Annotated in this window: 11 protein-coding genes; 2 read left to right on the top strand and 9 right to left on the bottom strand. The window is 73.9% G+C overall.

Translation table 11 applies throughout. The features are described 5' to 3' along the window. Nucleotides 1–304: 304 nt before the first annotated feature. Entirely contained in the window at nucleotides 305–700 is a 396-nt protein-coding gene (locus ACWCPW_RS43580) for a hypothetical protein (protein ID WP_449767165.1), read from the top strand. Nucleotides 701–796: 96 nt separating this feature from the next. On the opposite strand, the gene der is transcribed toward ACWCPW_RS43580, so the two are convergent. From der to cmk, 3 genes are read right to left on the bottom strand one after another with little or no spacing between them, the layout of a single operon-like run. Then, complete coding sequence (der, locus tag ACWCPW_RS43575; protein WP_449767164.1) at nucleotides 797–2266, bottom strand: ribosome biogenesis GTPase Der; 1470 nt, start codon at nucleotides 2264–2266, stop codon at nucleotides 797–799. 44 nt (nucleotides 2267–2310) lie between these two features. Then, nucleotides 2311–2976, bottom strand: a complete 666-nt coding sequence (locus ACWCPW_RS43570) for a lysophospholipid acyltransferase family protein (RefSeq protein WP_449767163.1) — start codon at nucleotides 2974–2976, stop codon at nucleotides 2311–2313. After that, nucleotides 2973–3659 (bottom strand): (d)CMP kinase, encoded by a 687-nt coding sequence (gene cmk, locus ACWCPW_RS43565; protein WP_449767162.1) that lies wholly within the window; start codon nucleotides 3657–3659, stop codon nucleotides 2973–2975. The genes ACWCPW_RS43570 and cmk overlap by 4 nt, the downstream gene beginning before the upstream one ends. A 169-nt stretch (nucleotides 3660–3828) precedes the next feature. Here cmk and ACWCPW_RS43560 point away from each other — a divergent pair, with 169 nt between their 5' ends. After that, nucleotides 3829–4914, top strand: a complete 1086-nt coding sequence (locus ACWCPW_RS43560) for a prephenate dehydrogenase (RefSeq protein ID WP_449767161.1) — start codon at nucleotides 3829–3831, stop codon at nucleotides 4912–4914. Between the two features lie 175 nt (nucleotides 4915–5089). Here the strand turns inward: ACWCPW_RS43560 and ACWCPW_RS43555 are convergent, their stop codons facing one another. From ACWCPW_RS43555 to ACWCPW_RS43530, 6 genes are read right to left on the bottom strand one after another with little or no spacing between them, the layout of a single operon-like run. Continuing rightward, entirely contained in the window at nucleotides 5090–7204 is a 2115-nt protein-coding gene (locus ACWCPW_RS43555) for a hypothetical protein (RefSeq protein WP_449767160.1), read from the bottom strand. Beyond that, nucleotides 7201–9303 (bottom strand): hypothetical protein, encoded by a 2103-nt coding sequence (locus ACWCPW_RS43550; RefSeq protein WP_449767159.1) that lies wholly within the window; start codon nucleotides 9301–9303, stop codon nucleotides 7201–7203. Before ACWCPW_RS43550 ends, ACWCPW_RS43555 begins: the two co-directional genes overlap by 4 nt. Nucleotide 9304: 1 nt before the next feature. Then, nucleotides 9305–11473, bottom strand: coding sequence for a TRAFAC clade GTPase domain-containing protein (locus ACWCPW_RS43545; protein WP_449767158.1), 2169 nt, complete (start codon nucleotides 11471–11473; stop codon nucleotides 9305–9307). A 25-nt stretch (nucleotides 11474–11498) separates the two neighbouring features. Beyond that, nucleotides 11499–12575, bottom strand: coding sequence for a protein kinase domain-containing protein (locus ACWCPW_RS43540; protein WP_449767157.1), 1077 nt, complete (start codon nucleotides 12573–12575; stop codon nucleotides 11499–11501). After that, nucleotides 12572–15019: a hypothetical protein gene (locus ACWCPW_RS43535; protein ID WP_449767156.1), complete on the bottom strand. Its 2448-nt coding sequence runs from the start codon at nucleotides 15017–15019 to the stop codon at nucleotides 12572–12574. The genes ACWCPW_RS43540 and ACWCPW_RS43535 overlap by 4 nt, the downstream gene beginning before the upstream one ends. After that, on the bottom strand, nucleotides 15016–18909 hold the full coding sequence (locus ACWCPW_RS43530; RefSeq protein WP_449767155.1) for a tubulin-like doman-containing protein: 3894 nt from the start codon (nucleotides 18907–18909) through the stop codon (nucleotides 15016–15018). The genes ACWCPW_RS43535 and ACWCPW_RS43530 overlap by 4 nt, the downstream gene beginning before the upstream one ends. Between the last annotated feature and the right edge of the window lie 23 nt (nucleotides 18910–18932).

Here is an 18932-nt window from a genome sequence, read left to right as displayed (position 1 = left end):
GTTGAACATCAGGTACTCGTCGCCCGGCGACGGGAGCTTTTTCTTGGAGGAGCTTGCGGGGGAAAGAAAAAGCGGCGCCTCGCGAGCCGGCGACGAAGTCGCCCAACAAGCAGCACCGCCACGCCCACGACCCACCCCCACCCGCGAGCCGGCGACGAAGTCGCCCAACAAGCAGCAACGCCACCGAACACGACTCCGGCCGCCCGGGCCCGCCGCCCCCACGAACCAGCCTCTCCCCTCGCGAGCCCGCGACGAAGTCGCCCAACAAACAGAACCCCCGGCCCCCCGTCTCGTTGGACCCGGTGTGTTCAGCTTCGACGACTCCATCAGCAGCCGGTCCCTCGGCCACCCCGTGGTCGCCGTGGGCGCCCCCGCGGCCCCCACCCACGACGTCCTGACGCCGATCTACAACGCGTTGGAGACCGAGTGGCGGCGCATGTTCCGCGCCGTCCCGCACGAGCGCTCGAACGAGGACTACGCGGCGAGCCGCCCGTCCTACGGCGCGCCCGCCGCACCCGCCGCGATCAGCCACTCGTACGCGCAGGACCCACCCTTCCCGAACTTCTCCCTACCCGCCCAGGGCAACTTCGCGCTGCCCACCCAGGGTGGCTACACCACCTACGGCCGACACCGCGGCGCTTCCCTGGTGCCCGCCCAACCCCCGCGCGTCCCCGCCCCGCACGGCCATCTGCCGCTCTGATGTGCCCGACCGGGCCGAGCCGGCGGGAAACGACGACGAGGGCCCGGGAGCGATATCGCGCCCGGGCCCTCGTGACGTCCGCCGTGCCGTCCGAAATCAGCGACCGGTCTTGTTCCGACCGCGCTTCTCCCTGACCTTCATCCGAATCTCGATCGGCGTGCCCGGGAAGCCGAACTCCTCGCGCAGCCGACGCTCGATGAACCGGCGGTAGCCCGCCTCCAGGAAGCCGCTGGTGAACAGCACGAAGCGGGGCGGCTTGGTGCCCGCCTGGGTGCCGAACAGGATGCGCGGCTGCTTGCCGCCGCGGATCGGGTGCGGGTGGGAGGCCACCAGCGTGCCCAGGAACGCGTTGAGCTGACCCGTGGGAATGCGCTTCTCCCAGCTCGCCAACGCGGTCTCGATGGCCGGGACCAGCTTCTCCATGTGCCGGCCGGTCAGCGCCGACACGTTCACCCGAGGCGCCCAGGTGACCTGGACCAGGTCCTGCTCGATCTCGCGTTCGAGGTAGTAGCGGCGCTCCTCGTCCATGAGGTCCCACTTGTTGTACGCGATCACGATGGCCCGACCGGCCTCGACCGCGAGCGAGATGATCCGGGTGTCCTGCTCGGTCAGCCGCTCGCTCGCGTCGACCAGGATCACCCCGACCTCGGCCTTCTCCAGCGCGGCCGTGGTGCGCAGCGACGCGTAGAAGTCGGCGCCCTGGGTCAGGTGCACACGGCGACGGATGCCCGCGGTGTCGATGAACTTCCAGGTCTTGCCGCCGAGCTGGATCAGTTCGTCGACCGGGTCGCGCGTGGTGCCCGCGACCTTGTCCACGACCACCCGGTTCTCGCCGGCGACCTTGTTCAGCATGCTCGACTTGCCCACGTTCGGGCGGCCGAGCAGCGCGACGCGGCGCGGGCCGCCCTCCATCACGCCGAAGCGCTGCGCGGGGGCCTCCGGCAGGATCGCCAGCGCGGCGTCGAGCAGGTCGCCGCTGCCTCGGCCGTGCACGGCCGAGACCGGCCAGGGCTGGCCCAGGCCGAGCGACCACAGCGCGGCGGCGTCCGCCTCCTGCGCCATGTTGTCGACCTTGTTGGCGGCCAGCACGACCGGCTTGCCGGACTTGCGCAGCACCCGGACGACGGCCTCGTCGCTGTCGGTGGGGCCGACGATCGCGTCGACCACGAACATCACCGCGTCCGCCGAGTCGATCGCGTACTCGGCCTGGACCGCGACCGACAGGTCGATCCCGACCACGTCGCGCTCCCAGCCGCCGGTGTCGACCACGGTGAACCGGCGGCCGTTCCAGGTGGCCTCGTAGTACACGCGGTCGCGGGTCACCCCGGGGGTGTCCTCCACGACCGCCTCGCGGCGCCCGATGATCCGGTTGACCAGCGTGGACTTGCCCACGTTGGGTCGCCCGACGACCGCGAGCACCGGCAGGGGCGCGCCGGACTCCTCGGCGTGCTCGCCTCGGTCGGGGCCGTCCCCTTCCAGGTCGACCCACTCGTCGGGGTCGTAGCCCGCCTCCCACGCCTCCGGGTCGAAGGCGCCCTCGGTCGTGGCGTCGGCGTGCTGCTCCATGGGGGTGTTCCTCGTTCGGGTAGCGGTACGGGTGAAGATCGTGGTCAGCCGGCGCGGCCGGTCATCCGCTCGGCCTCGCGCAGGTGCGCGGTGAGCCGTTCGACGATGCGGTCGGACGCGGCCTGGACGGCCTTGCGGGTGGCCCGGCGGTCGGCGTTCTCGACCGCCTCGAAGGGCTTGCCGTAGACCACGTCGATCCGGGAGCGCAGACCCGGCAATGCACCGATCGAGGATCCCCGCGCACCGGTGCCGAGGCAGGCCACCGGGACGATGGGTGCCCCGGAGCGCAATGCCAGATATGCAAGTCCATTGTGCACTGCCGAGAAGTCGGCCTGTCCCCGCGTGCCCTCCGGGAACACGCCGAGCGCGCCGCCGGCGGCCAGTACGTCGAGCGAATCGGTGATCATCCGGCGGTCCGCGACGCCGCGCTGGACCGGGATGTGGCCGATCCCGCGCAGTATCGGGCCGAGCGCGCCGGTGAACATCTCGCGCTTGACCAGCACCCGGGTGGGCCGGGGCGCGAACGCGAAGAGCATCGGGCCGTCGACGAAGTTGGCGTGGTTGCCCGCCAGGATCACCGGGCCGGCCATCGGCACGTGCCACGCGCCGAGCGCGCGCACCCGCCAGAAACTGCGCAGCAGCGGCTCGCCGATGAAGTGCGCGGCTCCGGCGAGCGGGGGTTTCGAGGTGGTCCCGAGAGCCGCGGTCACCGCACGTGTTCCGCGACCAGGGCGAGCAGGTGGTCGACCACCTCTTCGCGGCCCAGTTCGGTGGTGTCCACCAGGATCGCGCCCTCGGCCATCCCTGCGGGGGCGACCGCGCGGCCCGAGTCCAGCGCGTCGCGACGGGCCAGGTCGGCCCGGGTCGCCTCGACGCTGGTGGCCTGTGTGCCGCTCAGCTCGGCGTTGCGGCGGGCGGCGCGGGCCGCCTCGGACGCGGTCAGGTAGACCTTGACCGCCGCGTCGGGCGCCACCACGCTCGCGATGTCGCGGCCCTCGACCACGATGCCGCCCGCGCCGATCACCGCACGCTGGAGCTCGACCAGGCGGGTGCGGACCTGCGGCACGGCGCTGACCGCGCTGACCGCCTTGGTCACCTCGTCGGTACGGATCGGACCGGCCGCGTCCTTGCCGTCCACTGTGATGGTGGGCGCGTCGGGGGCGGTCCCGGAGACGATCTGCGGCTTGTCCGCGGCGGCGGCCACCGCGTCGGGGTCGTGCACGTCGACGCCGTTGAGGAGCATCCACCACGTCATCGCCCGGTACATCGCACCCGTGTCCAGGTAGCGCAGGCCCAGCCGGGCGGCGACCGTGCGCGAGACGCTGGACTTGCCGGACCCTGACGGACCGTCGATGGCGACCACCGCGGTCGCGAGCGGTGTACGGGCTTCCACGGTCGCCGACCTTTCACTTGTTTCCGGCACGGAGGCCGTCACGGGTATTGCCGAACCGGGCGGCGCAGTCGATGCCGCGGGGCGATAGGACACCGCCCGAGGGTACCGTCACGGATAGCCTTGATCGGTTGCCCCATTATTCCGTCACCCGCCCCTTGGAGTTCCCGTCGTGCGTACCGCCGCCGTGGTCGGCACCGGACTGATCGGCACATCCGTCGCACTCGCGCTGGCCTCGCGGGGGGTCACCGTGTATCTCCGGGATCGGGACAGCACCGCGGTGCGGACGGCGGCGGCGATGGGCGCGGGCCTGGAGGCGACGCCCCCGGAGCCGGTGGACCTGGCCGTGCTCGCGGTGCCGCCGGCGCGGATCGCCGAGACGCTGCGCCAGGTGCAGTCGGAAGGACTCGCACTCGGGTACACCGACGTGGCCAGCGTCAAGGAGCAGCCGCTGCGCGAAATAGCGGATCTGAGCTGCGACCTCACCCGGTACATCGGCGGGCATCCGCTGGCCGGGCGCGAGCGCTCGGGGCCGCTGGCCGCGCGGGCCGACCTGTTCGAGGGCCGGCCGTGGGTGCTCACCCCCTCGCGCGAGACCGACACCGAGACGCTGAATCGGGCGCTGGAGCTGGTGTCGCTGTGCCGGGCGGTGCCGGTGGTGATGGCGCCGCGCGATCACGACCACGCGGTCGCGCTGGTCTCGCACGCGCCGCACCTGGTGTCCGCGCTGATGGCGGCGCGCCTGGAGGACGCCCGGGACACCGACACCCGGCTCGCGGGTCAGGGCGTGCGGGACGTGACCCGGATCGCGGGTTCGGACCCGAGCCTGTGGGTCGACATCCTGGGCGCCAACGCGAACGCGGTCGCGGACGTGCTCGCCGGGCTGGCGGGCGACCTGGACACCGTGGTCGGCGCGCTGCGCGCACTCGCCGCGGACGACGAGGCCAAGCGCGAGCTGGGTTCGCGCGGCGTCGCGGCGCTGCTGCGGCGCGGCAACGCCGGGCACGCGCGGATTCCGGGCAAGCACGGTGAGCCGGCCGCGCGGTACGAGGCCGTCCCGGTGGTCGTCCCGGACCGGCCGGGCGAGCTGGCCCGCCTCTTCGCCGACGTGGGCCGGGCCGAGGTCAACATCGAGGACATCCGGATCGACCACGCGCAGGGCCGCCCGACCGGTCTGGTCGAGCTCCAGGTGGACCCGCAGCGGGTCGAGGCGCTCACGACGGCGCTGCGCGGCGGCGGCTGGACCGTACAGCGCTGAGCCGGCGGCACGCGCGCGACCGGGCCGCCGATCGGCCCGGTCGCGCGGACCCGTGACCGGTCACGCGACCGGTCGGCGCGACTGATCCGCGCGACCGGTCCGCGCGACGAAGCGGTCGCGGGGCGGAGCGGCGTGGTCCCAGGGCCGCGCGGTGACACGATCGCGCGGCCGGCGGTCAGCGCGGCGGGTTCTGCTCCGCCCAGCGCCGGCCCAGTTCGGTGCGGAACTCCTCGCCCCACTGGGAGTTGAGCAGGATCTCCTCGATCAGCGGGTTCGGCGAGCGGTCCCGGCGCTCGGAGAGCACGCAGATCGCTATCTGGCGCAGCACGCCCTTGGTGTCGGTCTTGGGCGCGAGCACCACCACGAGCAGTTGCTCGAACAGCTTGCGGGTGCGTTTTTCGCCCGCGCCGGCCGCGTCGAGGCGGTCGCCGAACTGCTCGGCGTCCAGCAGCGTCTCGCGCATCGCCAGCAGGTCGTCCGGGTTCCAGGCCTCCGGCGCGAGCTGCCGTCGGCGCTGTTCCAGCCGGGTGGTCAGCCGGTCCGCGATCACCGGCAGCACCCGCAGATCGGCGAGGCGCAGCGCGACCGCGAGCGTGACGATGTTGTCGATGCCCGCGACCTCGGTCTTGGCCGCGCCGCCGCCGAGCGCGCGCTCGCGCAGCGTGGGCTTGTCCGGGAGGCGCTTGACCGCCCGCCGTATCTTGTCCACCTCGGTGTCCGGGATGCCGTACCCGGCCCACATGCTCCACGGCGCGTTGCCGGCGCTCGCGGGCAGCGCGCCCGGTGTGGGCGGACTGCCCGCGCCGCCGGACCCGGGGTCGGCCCCGGAGTCCGCGTCGGCGTCCGGGTCGTCCTCGGTGAACGGCAGGGCGGGTATCGGCAGTTCGCCGCGCTCCTCCTCGAAGCCCGGCCAGGGCCCGGTGAACGCGTCCTCGATCTCCTCGAACACCGCGCCGTCGTCGGCGTACCAGGTCACGTCCGCGGCCTCGGCGACCTCCGCCGGCTCCCCCGCGCGCGCCGTCCTCGCGGTCGCGGAGGACGGCGAGGACGGGGACGAGGCCGCGGCCGAGGAAGCCGCCGGCTCGGCCCGCGCCGACACCGCCGTCCGGACCGGCTCCGCCGCGTACGGGAAGGCCGGTTCCTCCTCGGCCGCCGACACGGTGACCCCCCGCGGCTCGCGCTCGACCCGCTCGGCCGACTCGCCCCGCTCGCCCCGCGCCGGGAGCGCGGCGGCCACCAGCGCCGGCTCGGGAACCGGCTCCGACGCGACCTCGGCGACCTCCTCGACCTCCTCGACCTCCTCCTCGGCCTGCGCCACAGCCTGCACGACCGGCGACCGAGGGGCCGCGCTCCACCGGCCCAGCCGGGTGCAGATCTCCCGGGAGCGCTCCTCGGCCCGCTCGTGCGGGAACCGGCGCAGGTCGCGCATGCCCTCCAGGAGTCGGTGGATGCCCGGCCAGTCGGTGTCGGTGTACCGACTCACCAGCAGCGCCGCCGCGTGCGCGTGCACATCCGAACCCGCCTTGGGCTCGTCCCGCACCAGCAGCCGATAGCGACCCGCCCACGGCTGCGCGTCCCGGGGCGGGCGCGGCAACACCACGAACCTCGGCTTGGCCGAGTGGTCCAGCGTCTCGAAGGTGGAGAACGTGAAGGACACCGGCACCAGCCACAGCAGCAGGTCGGAGAGCCCCCACAACATCGGCACCGGGTCGATCCCGACGTCCCGTTGCCGAAACGAGAAGAACCGGCCCGGGTGGCGCAGCACGGCGGCGACCGCGACCTCCAGCAGATAGGCCTGGTCGCGGGCCCGCCCGCGCAGCCGTTCGGCGTGCGCGTCCAGCGCGTGTGCCACGAAGTCCGGTGCGAGCGGGGCCAGTCCGTAGCCGCGCGGGATGTCCTCCAGGGCCGGTTCGCCCGCCCACACCGCGTCCTGGGTGAGCACCAGCGCGGCGTGCGGGCCCAGATCGCGGCCCGGGTCGAGCAGGACCCGCGCGTTGTTGCCGTCGACCACGTACTCGCGCCGGATCACCGCCGCGCCCCGGCCGGTGTGCACCAGCGCGACGCTGGTCACCGGCGCGCCCCGATCGTCCGCGTCGACCGCGACGTGCTCACGCACCTCGTCGTGCCAGCCCGGGAGTTCGTCCCGGGACACGGAGGCCGCGATCGGACCCAAACCGCGCCCGCCGAGCAGGCTGTCGTCCTGGCGTCGGTAGACGATCTGCCGAAACCCGCCCGCGTCGGCGTCGGTCGGCGTGTCCTTCCCGCGCGGCTGCGCCGTCCGTACCGTCATGGCTGCGCTTCCGTCCTGTCCGGCGTGATGTCGAGGTCCTCCAGGGCGAGCCGACCGTATTCGAGCAGGAACGGCTCGCGATAGCGGGTGGATCGCAGCGCGCTCCACAGGGCCCGCCGATAGTCCTCCCACACCCGAAAAGACGTACGAAGCCGCCATACCGTGCCCGCGACGTCGGTACCGAACGTGGTGAGTCTGCCGTGCGCGACGACGCGCTCGGTCATCTCCCACAACAACAGGGTCAGCGACTCGCGCGACACGCCGCACCCGTCGAGGGTCTTGACGTCCTCGTGCAGCCGACCGAGCACCGCCGCGAAGGCGGCCTGGGTGTGCTTGTCCAGCCGTCGCCGCTCCTCGTGCGTGCGGTGCACGAGTTGGGCCAGGCGGTACACCACCGGAGTCAGCAGCGGCGGCCCGGCGAGCAGCAGCGCGACCGCGAGCGTGTCCGGGTCGACCCGCTCCAGCGCCTCGCGGAACTCCCGCGTCTCGTGTCCGTTGGAGCGGGAGAACTCCGCGGCGGCCAGCCCCAGCGCCTCGAAGCCGGACCGGGTGGCGTGCAACGCCTCCCAGGTCGCCCAGTCCGTCGTGCCGCGCCCGGTCCGCGCGGAGTCGGCCGTCGGCAGCGCCGGTCGACTCTCGGACCCGCCGGACTCGGGCCGGGCGGGCACGAGTCGGTCCGGGCGGGGCGGTACGGGTACGGGCGGGCCGCCCGTCGGCGGGATCGACAGATCCGACTCGTGCCCGTCCCGCCGGTCCCGCTCGCCGGCCCTGGGTAGGTGTCCCCCGTCGCCCCGGAACGTGTCCCACCCGTTGCGCCGACCGCCCCACGGTTCGGGTTCGTCGCGCGGGGAGTACCCGCTGTCCGGGTGCCGCCCGTTGTGCGCGTCCCGCCCGTCCCGCCCGTCCGGTTCATCGCTCTCGTACGACCGGTCCGACTCGTACTCGTCCGATTCGTAATCGTCCGACTCGTACTCGTCCGACTCGTAAGGGTCGTCGAGCTCGTCCGACTCGTCGTCGGTGATCCAGGTGTCCGTGTAGCCGGTCACCCCCGGATCGTTGGTGTATTTCGCCGCCGACCACTCCGGGCCCGGGGCGCCGGGCCCGCCCGTCCCGGCCGTCGGATCCTCGCGGGGTGCCGGGTCGACCGCGCGCACCAGGCGCGTCGCTTCCGGTTCGAGGTCGCGCACCAGGTTGGCGCGGTCCAGGTACGACGCGCCGGGCCGGGCCGCCGCGTCGATCTTGACCAGCGTGTGCTGCACCTCCTCCCACGGGCGGGTGCAGTACTGCTGGACCAGGATCCCCGCGGCGTCGCGGAACACGTCCCGCCCCGGCTGCGGTTCGGCGCGCGGGTCGATCCGCAGCCGGTTGGCCGGCTCCGGGGTGTTGGGCCAGCGCGGGACCAGCACGAAGCGCGGCTTGACCATCGCGTCGCTGGTCTCGTACGTGGAGAAGGTCCATCGCCCGGGCGCCACCCACTGCGCCAGGTCGAACACGCCCCACAGCAGCGGCACGATGTCCGGGCCGACGTCGTCCAGGTGCAGGGTGAAGTGTCGCCGGTGGTCGCGCAGTACCGCCGCGAGCACGATCTCGACCAGTTCCGCGTGGTCGCGCGCGTGCCGGCGGATCTCCTCGTGCACGTCCGGGTCGAACGCGTCCGGGCGGATCGAGGCGCCGCGCATCGGCACGGTGTCCGGGACGTCGGCGAGCCGGACGTGCGATCCGGTCAGTCCGCCGCCGTGCCGGCCGTGCAGCCACGCGATCGCCAGCATCGTGTGCGCCTGCACCCGCAGACCGGGATCGAGCAGCACGTGCGCGTTGTTGCCGGGCCGGTTGGTGCCGTGGGTCGCGGCCTCGCGCAGGATCAGCGCGTGCCGCTCCTCCAGCCGCACCCGGCACACGCTCCACTCGGGCGTCTCCGGCAGCGAACGGTCCATCGAGACATGGCTGTCCAGACCGCCGTGCCAGTCCCGCAGGCGGTCGAAGGTCAGCGAGGTGGCGACCGGACCCATGCCCTTGTGGCCGAGCAGGTTCCCGTAGCTCCAGCGATAGACGATCTGATCCAGCCGATCCGCCTCGTCCGCTCCGGTGTCCGATGCCATCTCACACCCCCACCCGCTCGCTGCCGGCCTGATCGAGCATGTCGCACATCGCGAGGATCGACACGACGGGTTCCAGAACCCGGCGCGGCCGGATGCCGCCGGGGAAGCGACCGTCCCGGTCGCGCGCGCCGGTGGCCGACACGAAGTGCATCGTGCAGCGCCGGAACTCCTCGAACGGGCTGAGCCAGGCCGCCGCGTCGTGGGCGTACAGGAACGAGTACACGTCCCGGCTCTCGGCGGCCACCCTGGCCGGGTCCACCACACCGGCGCGCGGCGCGTGCGAACCCAGCCACGCGTCCACGGGCGGCTCGAAGCGGATCAGGTCGGACTTGGTCACCGCGACCGTAACCGGCTGGTCGAGCAGTTCCGCCCGGCGCGGCAACCGGTCCATCACCGCCGCGAAGGTCCGGTCGCCGCGCCGGGTCCCCGGCATGTCCTCGGCCTCGCCGGTCAGTCGGCGCAGCTCGGGCAGATCGACCGCGACCACCGGGTCCACCACGAACACGAACGCGTCGGCGGCGGCCAGGAACTGCATCTCCCGGCCGCCCCTGGCCAGGTCCTCGCCGCTGACGTCGAAGAACGCGATCGGCCGGCTCCGACCGCCCGAGCGCAGCAGCAGCGCGTCGGCGAACTGGACCAGGTTGCCCTGGTGGTTGACCGTGGTCGCGAGCATGTGGCCGCGCTGGAGCGGGTCGACCCGGTTGTGCAGGTAGTCCTGATGCTGGGCGGGGTCCACCGGCTGATGGGTGACCCCGTACGGGCGCAGCCCGCCGGCGTCGATCTCGGCGATCATCGCGGCGAGCAGGTGGGTCTTGCCGGAGAGGCCGTCCCCGATCAGGCCGACCACCAGCGGCGGCTCGTGGATCAGGTAGTTGGTCGGCAGGAAGTGTTCGCGCTCCTCGTCCCCGGTGGGGTTGGGGCAGCGCATGAAGGTCGCGCGCATCCGGTCGTGCCGCTTGACCGGGTCGGTGACCGTGCTCAGGTCCACCCGTTCGTAGCGCAGTCGGTCGTCGCGTTCGTAGAGGTCGTTCTCGTCCCAGCGGACCAGGTCCAGGCAGTAGGGGCAGCGCACCACGGCTCGATTCGAGTCGACGGGGCCGGCGGTCGGAGCGGCCGTGGAGGAGGTCGCGGACGCGGTCGGCGTGGGCGGTGTACGGGGCATCTCGCGGGTGCCCTCGTGCGGCGGCTCGACCGGTTCCCCGGGGGAGCCGGGCGCGCCGGGCGAGGTCCGGCGGGGTTGCTCGCGCGGTCGGGCGCGCGGTTCCGGGCGGGGGGCGAGCCCGTCGAGACGGCTCCGGACCGCCTCCACGCGGGTCGCCTCGGGCAGCGTGTGCACCTCGGTGGGCGTGTTCAGGAGTCGGTGGAAGCCCGCCCACCCCTCGCCCACGTAGTGCTTGACCATCCGCCGGGCGAGTTCGCGGTGCGCGTCGAACGGCTCGCCGTTCCCGGTCAGATCGACCCGTACCCGGGTTCCCGGCGCGGTCCCGGGCACCCGGGGCAGCGTGACGAAGCGCGGCGCGCCCTTGGGATCGGGGGCGGTGTCGTCGACCTCGAACGTGGAGAACGTCCACGGCCCCGGGAGCAGCGCGGTGAGCAGGTGTTGCAGACCCCACAGCAGCACCGTGGCGTCCTCGGCGGTGGCCGGCAGCAGGGCCACCCGGGCCCGGGGCCGGCGCAGCACCGCGGCGGTGAGCACCTCGAGCGGGTCGCCGAGTCGGCGGGCCCGCTCGTGCAGATCGCCGGCGGCGATCTCGAAGGCCTCGGCCAGCCGCTCGTCGGCGAGCGGCTTGAGGCCGTAGCCGGGCGGGATCCGGTCCAGGTCGAGCGCGCCGGGTGCGCGGGTCTCCAGCGAACCCCACGCGATGGCGTCGAACGGCGCGATGCTGTCCCGGGGCCCGACCAGGACGTGTGCGGAGTTGTTCAGCCGCTGGTGCGCGTCGGGGGCGAACTCGCGCCGGATCAGCGCGACACCCAGCGGGGTGTCGAGCAGACACACGCTGGAGGCCGGGCAGGCGGGATCGCCGTAGTCCACCGTGACCGCCTCGGCCAGCCGGGTACGGGTATGCCAGCCGAAGACCTCGTCGCGCCCCAGCGACGTGGCGACCGGGACCACGCCGCGACGCCCGAGCAGTCCGTCGGGGTCCCAGCGGTACACGATCTGATGCAACATCAGCCGACCTCACCTGCCGTCGCGTTCAACCGGGTTGGTTCTTTCCGAAGAGCCGGAACCGGCTCGGCCTGGACTCGGCGGCCGGCGGGTTCGCGGGCTTGGGCGGGACCGACGGCGGCCTGGGTCCGCCGCCGTGGGGCGGGTCCTGTCGCGGCGGCGGTTGCCCGGCCAGCGGCATCCGTGCGCGCTTGCGTTCCAGCGCCGCCTCGTAGCCGCGTCGACCCTCGGCGAGCGGGTCGTACTGGGCGTAGCCGCGCACGTACGGGTCCGGTTCGGCCAGCCGGCGCAGCAGTTCCGCCGCGCCCGGCCGGCGCATCGGGTCCTGCTCGAACACGCCCTGGAGCAGGTCGTACAACACGCCCTGGCTCTCCACGCCGACCGGGATCAGGCCTTGGCGGACCGGGCGGCCGGTGGTGACGTGGTAGGCGACCTGGGCGGCCGACCACAGGTCGTCGCGCGGGTCGGCGGGTCCGGGCCCGCGCAGCGGGCCCGGCGCGGCCCACAGTGCGGTGCCCAGGCTGCTGCGCGGTTCGCCGGCGAGCGCGGCGTGGCCGAAGTCGGCGACGTACAGCCGGCGTTGCTCGCGCTGCCAGCGCACACTGGCGGGGGTCAGGTCGCCGTGCACGACGCCGGCCGTCTCCAGGTGGCGCACGGTGTGAAAGAGCGCGCGGCGAAACGCCTCCTGTTCCTCGGTCAGCAGCTTGCCGACCACGTCCTCGGCGGGTGGGCAGGGCACCGCCTCCAGCAGCACGAACGGCTCGACGCCATCGAAGTCGTGCCCGGCCACCCGGGCGAGTTCGCGCGGGTAGCCGGCCGGTCCGAAGGTGCGCACGAGCCGGAGCAGCACCCGGATCTCGGTCTCCAGGGCCGCCTCGGCTCCGACCCGTCGGCGCGCGTCCAGCGGGCCCAGGCGCTTTTGTACGAATGTGCCGCCGTCCTCCACGTCGCGCACGTCGCGGACCCGGAAGGGCTCGCCGGGCCGGGGCGGCCGATCCGGGCCGAACTCGACGCGGCGCTCCACCGAACGCCCCTCGGGGTCGGTGTACCCGAGCTTCTCCTCCCGGGCCTCGCCCGCGCGCCCGGGCGCGCCCGTCGTGCTCACGACGCCCATCCGTCGTCGTCGCGGCGTGCGCCCGGCTCGCCGAGGTCGCGGGTCGGCGCGCCGTCCGCGCTCTCCTCCCACATCCGCGCGTCGTCCACCGAGCCCGGCAGCAGCGGCATCAGGCGCAGGACGCCGGCCATCCGGCCGCCGCCGGTCCACACCAGTTCGTGCTCGATCAGGTGCCCCGAGCCGCGGTCGCGCAGCGCCTCGCGGACGGCCGGCCGCACCCCGCGCGGTGCGAAGCGCACGCTGCGGGTGTGCGCCGCGGCGTGGTCGAGCAGGACCAACTGGTCGGCCGCACACAGTTGCAGCATGGATCGGTCCGCGGGTTGGCCGAGCAGTTCGGCGATGCGTTCGGCGTCGCCGCCGGCCGTGTCGCCCACGTGCGGGCGGTCCTGGGCCCGGCGCGCGAACGGCGGCGCGGCCTGGACGCCGTTGTGCGCGAGGTGGTCGGCGTAGGCGCGCAGCACCGGCCGCAGTTCGGGTCGCGCGCCGCGCCGGGAGGCCTCCGCCGGGTCGCGTTCGAGCAGCGGCCACAGCGGTTCGAACGCGGCGTGCAGCCCGTCCACCAGGTCGCCGAGCACGGTGTCGTACAGGCTCGCGCCCGCGCTCGACGGCGGGGCCGATGGCGGGGCGGGGCGGCCGGGGGTCGGGTAGCCGGCGCCGCCGAACGCGGGCGTGTTCGGGTCGGGCCCCACCGGTTCGCCCGTCAGTTGCCGCTCGATCACCGCCGCGTCCTCGGCGAGCGTCTTGGCGCTCTCCTCCAGCAGCGCGGCCAGCACGGTCGCCCGGTCCACCGCCTCGCGCCGCGGACCGGCCAGCGCCCAGTCGTTCCACACCGTGCGCACCAGCAGCGCGTGCAGCGCGTGCAACGCCCGGCTCGCCGCGCCGAGCGCCAACGCGCGCTCCCAGCGCCGGACCCGCACCGTCCAGTCCACGCCGGGCAGCACCACCAGTACGGCCAGGCCGAGCACCAGCGCGAGCGGGCCCACGCCGGTCGGTGGATCCCACGCGCGTCCGGCGAGCAGTCCGCAGACCGCGCCGACCAGGGCGACCAGGCCGGCCACGACGATCATCGGCAGCGCCTCGCCGGGCAGCGTCGAGCGGCCCGCGCGGTCGGGGCGGCGCACGGTGATCAGGGTCGACCCGAGTACCGCGAGCAGCACCGCCAGTCCCGCGCCGAGCACCCCGAAGGCGGGCCACAGCGCGGTCAGGAACGAGCCGACCAGCGCGGCGCCGACCACCCCGACGTGCCCGGGTCCGAGTGGGAACGCGGCCGGGCGCAGGTAGTGCCCGAGGAAGGCGTCCGAGCAGGTCCGGTCCACCTCGTGGGCGCGCGAGGCGCCCGCGCCCGGGGCGATCCGGTCGGCCAGCTCGCGCAGCCGCTCGGCCAGTCCGCGCAGGCCCTCGGGCCGGTCGAAGGCGGCGGCGGTGCGCTCGTACAGCGCGCCCGCCACCGAGGTCGCGCCCACGCCGGGCGGCTCCGGGATCAGCACGCCGACCTGGTCCAACCAGGCCCGCCCGTCCGCGTCCAGGCCAGCCGCGCCGCGGCCCACGGTCTGCCGGACCAGGTCGCGGTATTCGAGCAGCGCGGTCGCGGCGTCGGCGACCTGTTCGTGGATCGGGCGCCCGTCGTGACCCGCCGAGCCGTACAGCGCGAGCGGGCCGGCGAGCAGCGACAGCCGCCGTTGCGCGTGCCCCAGGCCCTGGTCGGCGTGCGCCCACCGGCCGCCGAGCGGGCTGTCCGCACGCACACATTCGCGGATGCCCCCGGCGGCGACCGGGCCCGGGCCCTGGTCGTCGGCGAGCGCGGCGAGCGGTTCGGGCCACGGCTCGTCCACGCCGCCCTCGGCGCCGGACAGTCGCTGTACCGCGCGGATCCGGGCCCGCTGTACCGCGTCGTCGCGGATGCGCTGGACGAACGCGGTCATCCCGGGCGCGGCGATCGAGCGGGGCATCTCGGTCACGCCGGCGAGCACGTGGTCGAACACCTCGGGCTGGGTGAGCACGTCCACCAGCGGCCCGAGCGCGTCCGCGTCGTCGGGGCTGAGCGTCACACCGGGCGCGCGGCCCGGCGCCCAGTCCGTGCCCCGGACGTCGCCGACCCACAGCGTGGCCGCGTCGCTGCCCGCGAGTTGGCCGGGGCGGCGCAGCACGATCGAGCCGTCCACGGGCGCGCCGACCGCGACGCACACGACCTTGCTGTACATGCCGGCGAAGATCCGCTCGTACGCCTGCCGGTGGGCGACCAGTTCCTGGACCGAGTCGAGCACGAGCACACGGTCCGCGTCCACGTTGCGGGTGCCCGCGGGCACCCGGGTGCGGGCGTAGGCGGTCTGCACGTCGGCGAACCGCCGGGCCGCCAGCACCGTGTCGTACTCGGTGCGCAGGTCGACGACGATCACCAGCGGGCGCGGCACGCCCGGGTCGACGGAGTCGGTCACCAGCCACCCCCGGGCGTCTCGCGGTCGTCGTGCTCGTCGGGCAGCCGCAGGGTCCGGTCCAGGCCGTCCAGGCGCACCGTGCGATCGTCGGGATCCGCGTCGTCACGCCCGGGTCGCTCGCGCGGGTCGAACGGATCACCCGGGTCGCGGTCCCGATACGGGTCGTGCCCGTCGCCGGCGTGCCGGGGGTCCAGCGGGCCGCGGGCCTCGCGCGGCTCGCCCGGGTCGTACGGATCGTAGGGGTCGTACGGCTCGCGCCGGCCGCGCCGCCGCGGACCCGGCGGCCGCTCCGGGGCCTCGTGCTCGTCCGGGTCGCCCCGCTCCGGTCGACCCCGGTCGCGCGGCTCCGGCTTGTCCAGGCTCGGCCGCCCCAGGTCGCGGGTCTCGGGCGACTCGGGCGATTCGCTCGGGTCGTGCCATCGCCCGGAGCCCCTGGGCGCGCGCCCGTCGCGCCGATCCGGTTCGCCCCGGTCGAACGCCGGTTCGCCCGGGTCGCGCCCGTCCCGCCGCTCCCACTCCCGGCCGTCCCGGCTCTGCCGCGGCCGGCGTCCCTCGCGCCACTCGCGCTCGGCGCGTTCGTCCCGCTCCTCTCGTGCGTCCCGCTCGTCGCGCCCGCGCTCGCCCTCGCGCCGATCCCGCTGGAACCCGCGCTCGTCCCGTTCGCGGCCCCACTCGTCCGGTGCCCGGTCGCGCTCGGCGCCGCCCCCGCCGTACCCGTACTCGTCGATCGGCCCCGAGTCGTCGTACTCCAACTCGCGCAGCGAGTTGCGGGTGGTGGCCTGGTGCGGGAACGGCAGGTCGAGCGCGGCGGGCAGGGTGATCTCCCACAACCGCAGCAGTTCCTCCGCCCAGCCCCGGCTGCGCTCCGGCAGCCGATCGCGCAGCTCCTTGAGCACCTTGACCTGCCGCGGCGCCACCTCGTGCACGAAGTGCCGGTACAGCGCCGAGGGTTCGCCCACCCGCGCGCCCAGCCCCTCCGGGTAGGTGAGCATCAACTGTTTGGCGAACTCCCGGCGCACCGAGGCGTCGTCGGTCAGCGTCCACTCCTCGTAGGCGCGCAGCAGGCTGCCCCACGAGGAGGCCCGGTCGAACGGGCGCAGCGGCAGCCGCATCACGGTCGGTCCGTGCGGCAGCCGGATGTCGATCACCTCGGGCGAGGACCGGTCCCCGCGCCCGACCTCGACCTGCCCGTTCCACATCGCGCACAACAGCCGGTGCAGGATGTACACCCGGTGTCCCTCGGTGGTGGCCAGCCAGTCGTAGGTGAAGCCCAGCCGCTGGCGCCACTTGAGGAAGTCGACCGGGTCCTGCCGGTCCAGCGAGCGCGACCACTGGGCGAGCACCTGGCGCACCTCGGGCACCTCGGTCAGGCTCATCGCGCTGCGGAAGAGCACCACCACGATCGACTCCTGCTCGACCGCGCGGAACTCGATCTTGCGGGACGGCTCGTTGGGGATGTTCAGCAGGCGTTCCAGGTACTGCCGCACGTCCGAGTCGTGCGAGGTGCCCGGATGGGCGATCAGCACCTTGAGTTCGCCGCTGCCCTCGGGCGAGAAGCCGTTGGGCAACATGCCCGCGAGCTTTTGCACGAACTGTTCGAGGTCCTCCTCGCCGACCGCGACCCCGCGCCGGGTCGCCGCGCGCGTGAGCAGGTCGCGCACCGGCGGCAGCAGCGGCTGCGCGTTGAGCTCGCCGGCCTGTACGAACAGGGTCTTGACCTGCTGCTTGATCTGGTCGCGCACATAGGTGACGGCGGCCGGGCCTCCCTCGCGCTCCTCGCCCATCTCGTAGGCGCGCTGCCAGATGCTCGTGCCGAGCAGCTTGCCGACGATCTGCGCGGCGCCGGCCGTCTCGGGCAGCCGCTCGCGGTCCACGAAGCGGCGCAGCACCTGGCGGTAGAACGACTCCAGGTTGCCCTGCGGCGGCAGCAGGTAGGAGACCCCGGAGCGCTGCCGGTACAACTCGCGGGTGGCCCGGCCGAAGTTCGCCTCCTCCTGGTCGCGGTGGTCGTTGAAGGACTGCGCGAGGCCGTCCACGACGTGCCGCAGGTAGACCATCTTGCGGTCCCACACCTCGGCCTGACTTCCCCACTGGGCATGCCAGTTGCGGCGTGAGCGCCATTCGAACCACTGCTGCTGCGCGCTCAGCGCGCGCTGCACCTCGGGGTCGCCCCACTTGGCCTTGACCACCCCGCCCGCGCGGTCCTTGATCGCCGGGATGTGCGGCGCGTTCACGGTGATCCCGGGCGGCGGCGTGGGTTCGGTGCTGCAGTGTGCGAGCAGGCCCGCCACTCCCGGCCGATCCGCGTCGCTGTACAGCCTGCGGTCGCCGAAGAGCACCCGGCGGGCCCGGAACAGGTCGCCGTCGGCGAGCAGTTGGCGGATGCCGCGGGCGTGGTTGAACTCCTCGGCCAATTGCGCGGTGTGCGCCCGCAATTGGGCCTCCTGCTGGCGCAGCGCCTGTTCCATCGCCCGGGTACGCGCGTTGAGCGCCTGCATGATGCCCGCCGCACCCTTGGCCGGCGACGGGTCGGCCACGTGCGGCGGCGCGCACAACCACAGTTCGCTCAGGCCGGCCACCGACATGAACGACTTGATCTGCTCCAGGTTGGCCTCGGAAGACACCCGCACGTCCGAGGTCAGGTCGCGCACCGCCTGGGCGAGCAGCCGGCCGGCGACGATGTCGGCGAGTTCGTCCACCGGCACGGTCATCGACGCGACCAGGCTCGTGGACACCCCGCAGGCGCCGATCCCGCTGGGCGCCGGCACCTCGCGGCGCACGCCCTCGTTGATGAAGCTGTCCGCGAAGGACTGGTACAGGTCGCCCTGGATGACCGCGTTCTCCAACTCGGCCCCGCCCGGATTGAGTCCGGTGCCGATCAGCGACATCACCAGCGAGACCACCGAGCGGTGCAGATCCTCGCGCTCGATCCCGCTGGTGCGGCTGAACAGGAAGCCGGTCTGGACGGTGCCCGCCTTGAGCCGGGTGGACTCCAGACCGGGGTAGCGCACGGCCAGGTTGCCCGCCGGCGCGCCGAGCCCGGTGTCGAGTTCCTCCTGCGCGTACTGCCCGTTCTGGTCGTCGACGAGTTGGAACAGGTCCAGCAGCGCCCGCCCGGCGTTGAGCACCGCGGGCCGGCCGCCGCCGCGTTCCTCGTCGAACGCGGACGGCATCAGCACCAGCGGATAGATCTTGATCCCGTCGTAACCCTGCGAGAACGCCTCGCCGATCAGGTGCAGGTAGTCGTAGAAGATCCCGCAGCCGGTGCCGCCGGCGATCGAGAACGCGACGAACACGTCGCACGTGTTGCGGTTGTTCTGGCTGCCGCTGAGCGCCATCAGGTGGTCGTTGCCGTTGCTGATCAGGCCGACGGCGCGACGCAACGGGTCCATCGCGGGCGCGAGTCCGTGCCGGAAGGTCTCGAACAGCGCGGCGCGCCCGACGGTGGGCAACTGCCCCGCGCCGCGTCGCAGCGGCGTCACGCGCGGCTCGCCCTCGCGGGCGGGCAGCCACGGGATGGTCTCCTCCGCCGCGTTGATCCGCAGCGAACGGGCCACCTCCGGATAGGTGTTCAGCGGCGGCACCAGTTGGGTGGTCAGGTGCGCGTTGCGATCCGCCGCGGCCCGATGGGCGGGCGGCGCGGCCCGCAACCGCTGCCGCTGCAACTCGTTCTCGTTGAGGTCGGCGTAGACGAACTGGATGCAGTTGGGCAGTTGGTAGGGGGCCAACTGGCCCCCGAGCCGCTGCATCAGGCCGGTGCCGTCGGCGCCGCACAGTTCCTCGCGCAGCCGTCGCTCGAGTTCGGCTCCGATCAGACATCCGGTACCGCCCAGGCCCACGAACAGCATGGACTGGTGGATGGACATGCCCCTGCGGCCTTGCGCTGCCACGGGCCCTCCTCGAAAAGTGCGTG

The organism is Embleya sp. NPDC001921, assembly GCF_053594475.1.
The sequence above is the reverse complement of the archived record's forward strand: the minus strand, read 5'-3'. Positions and strand labels throughout refer to the sequence as shown.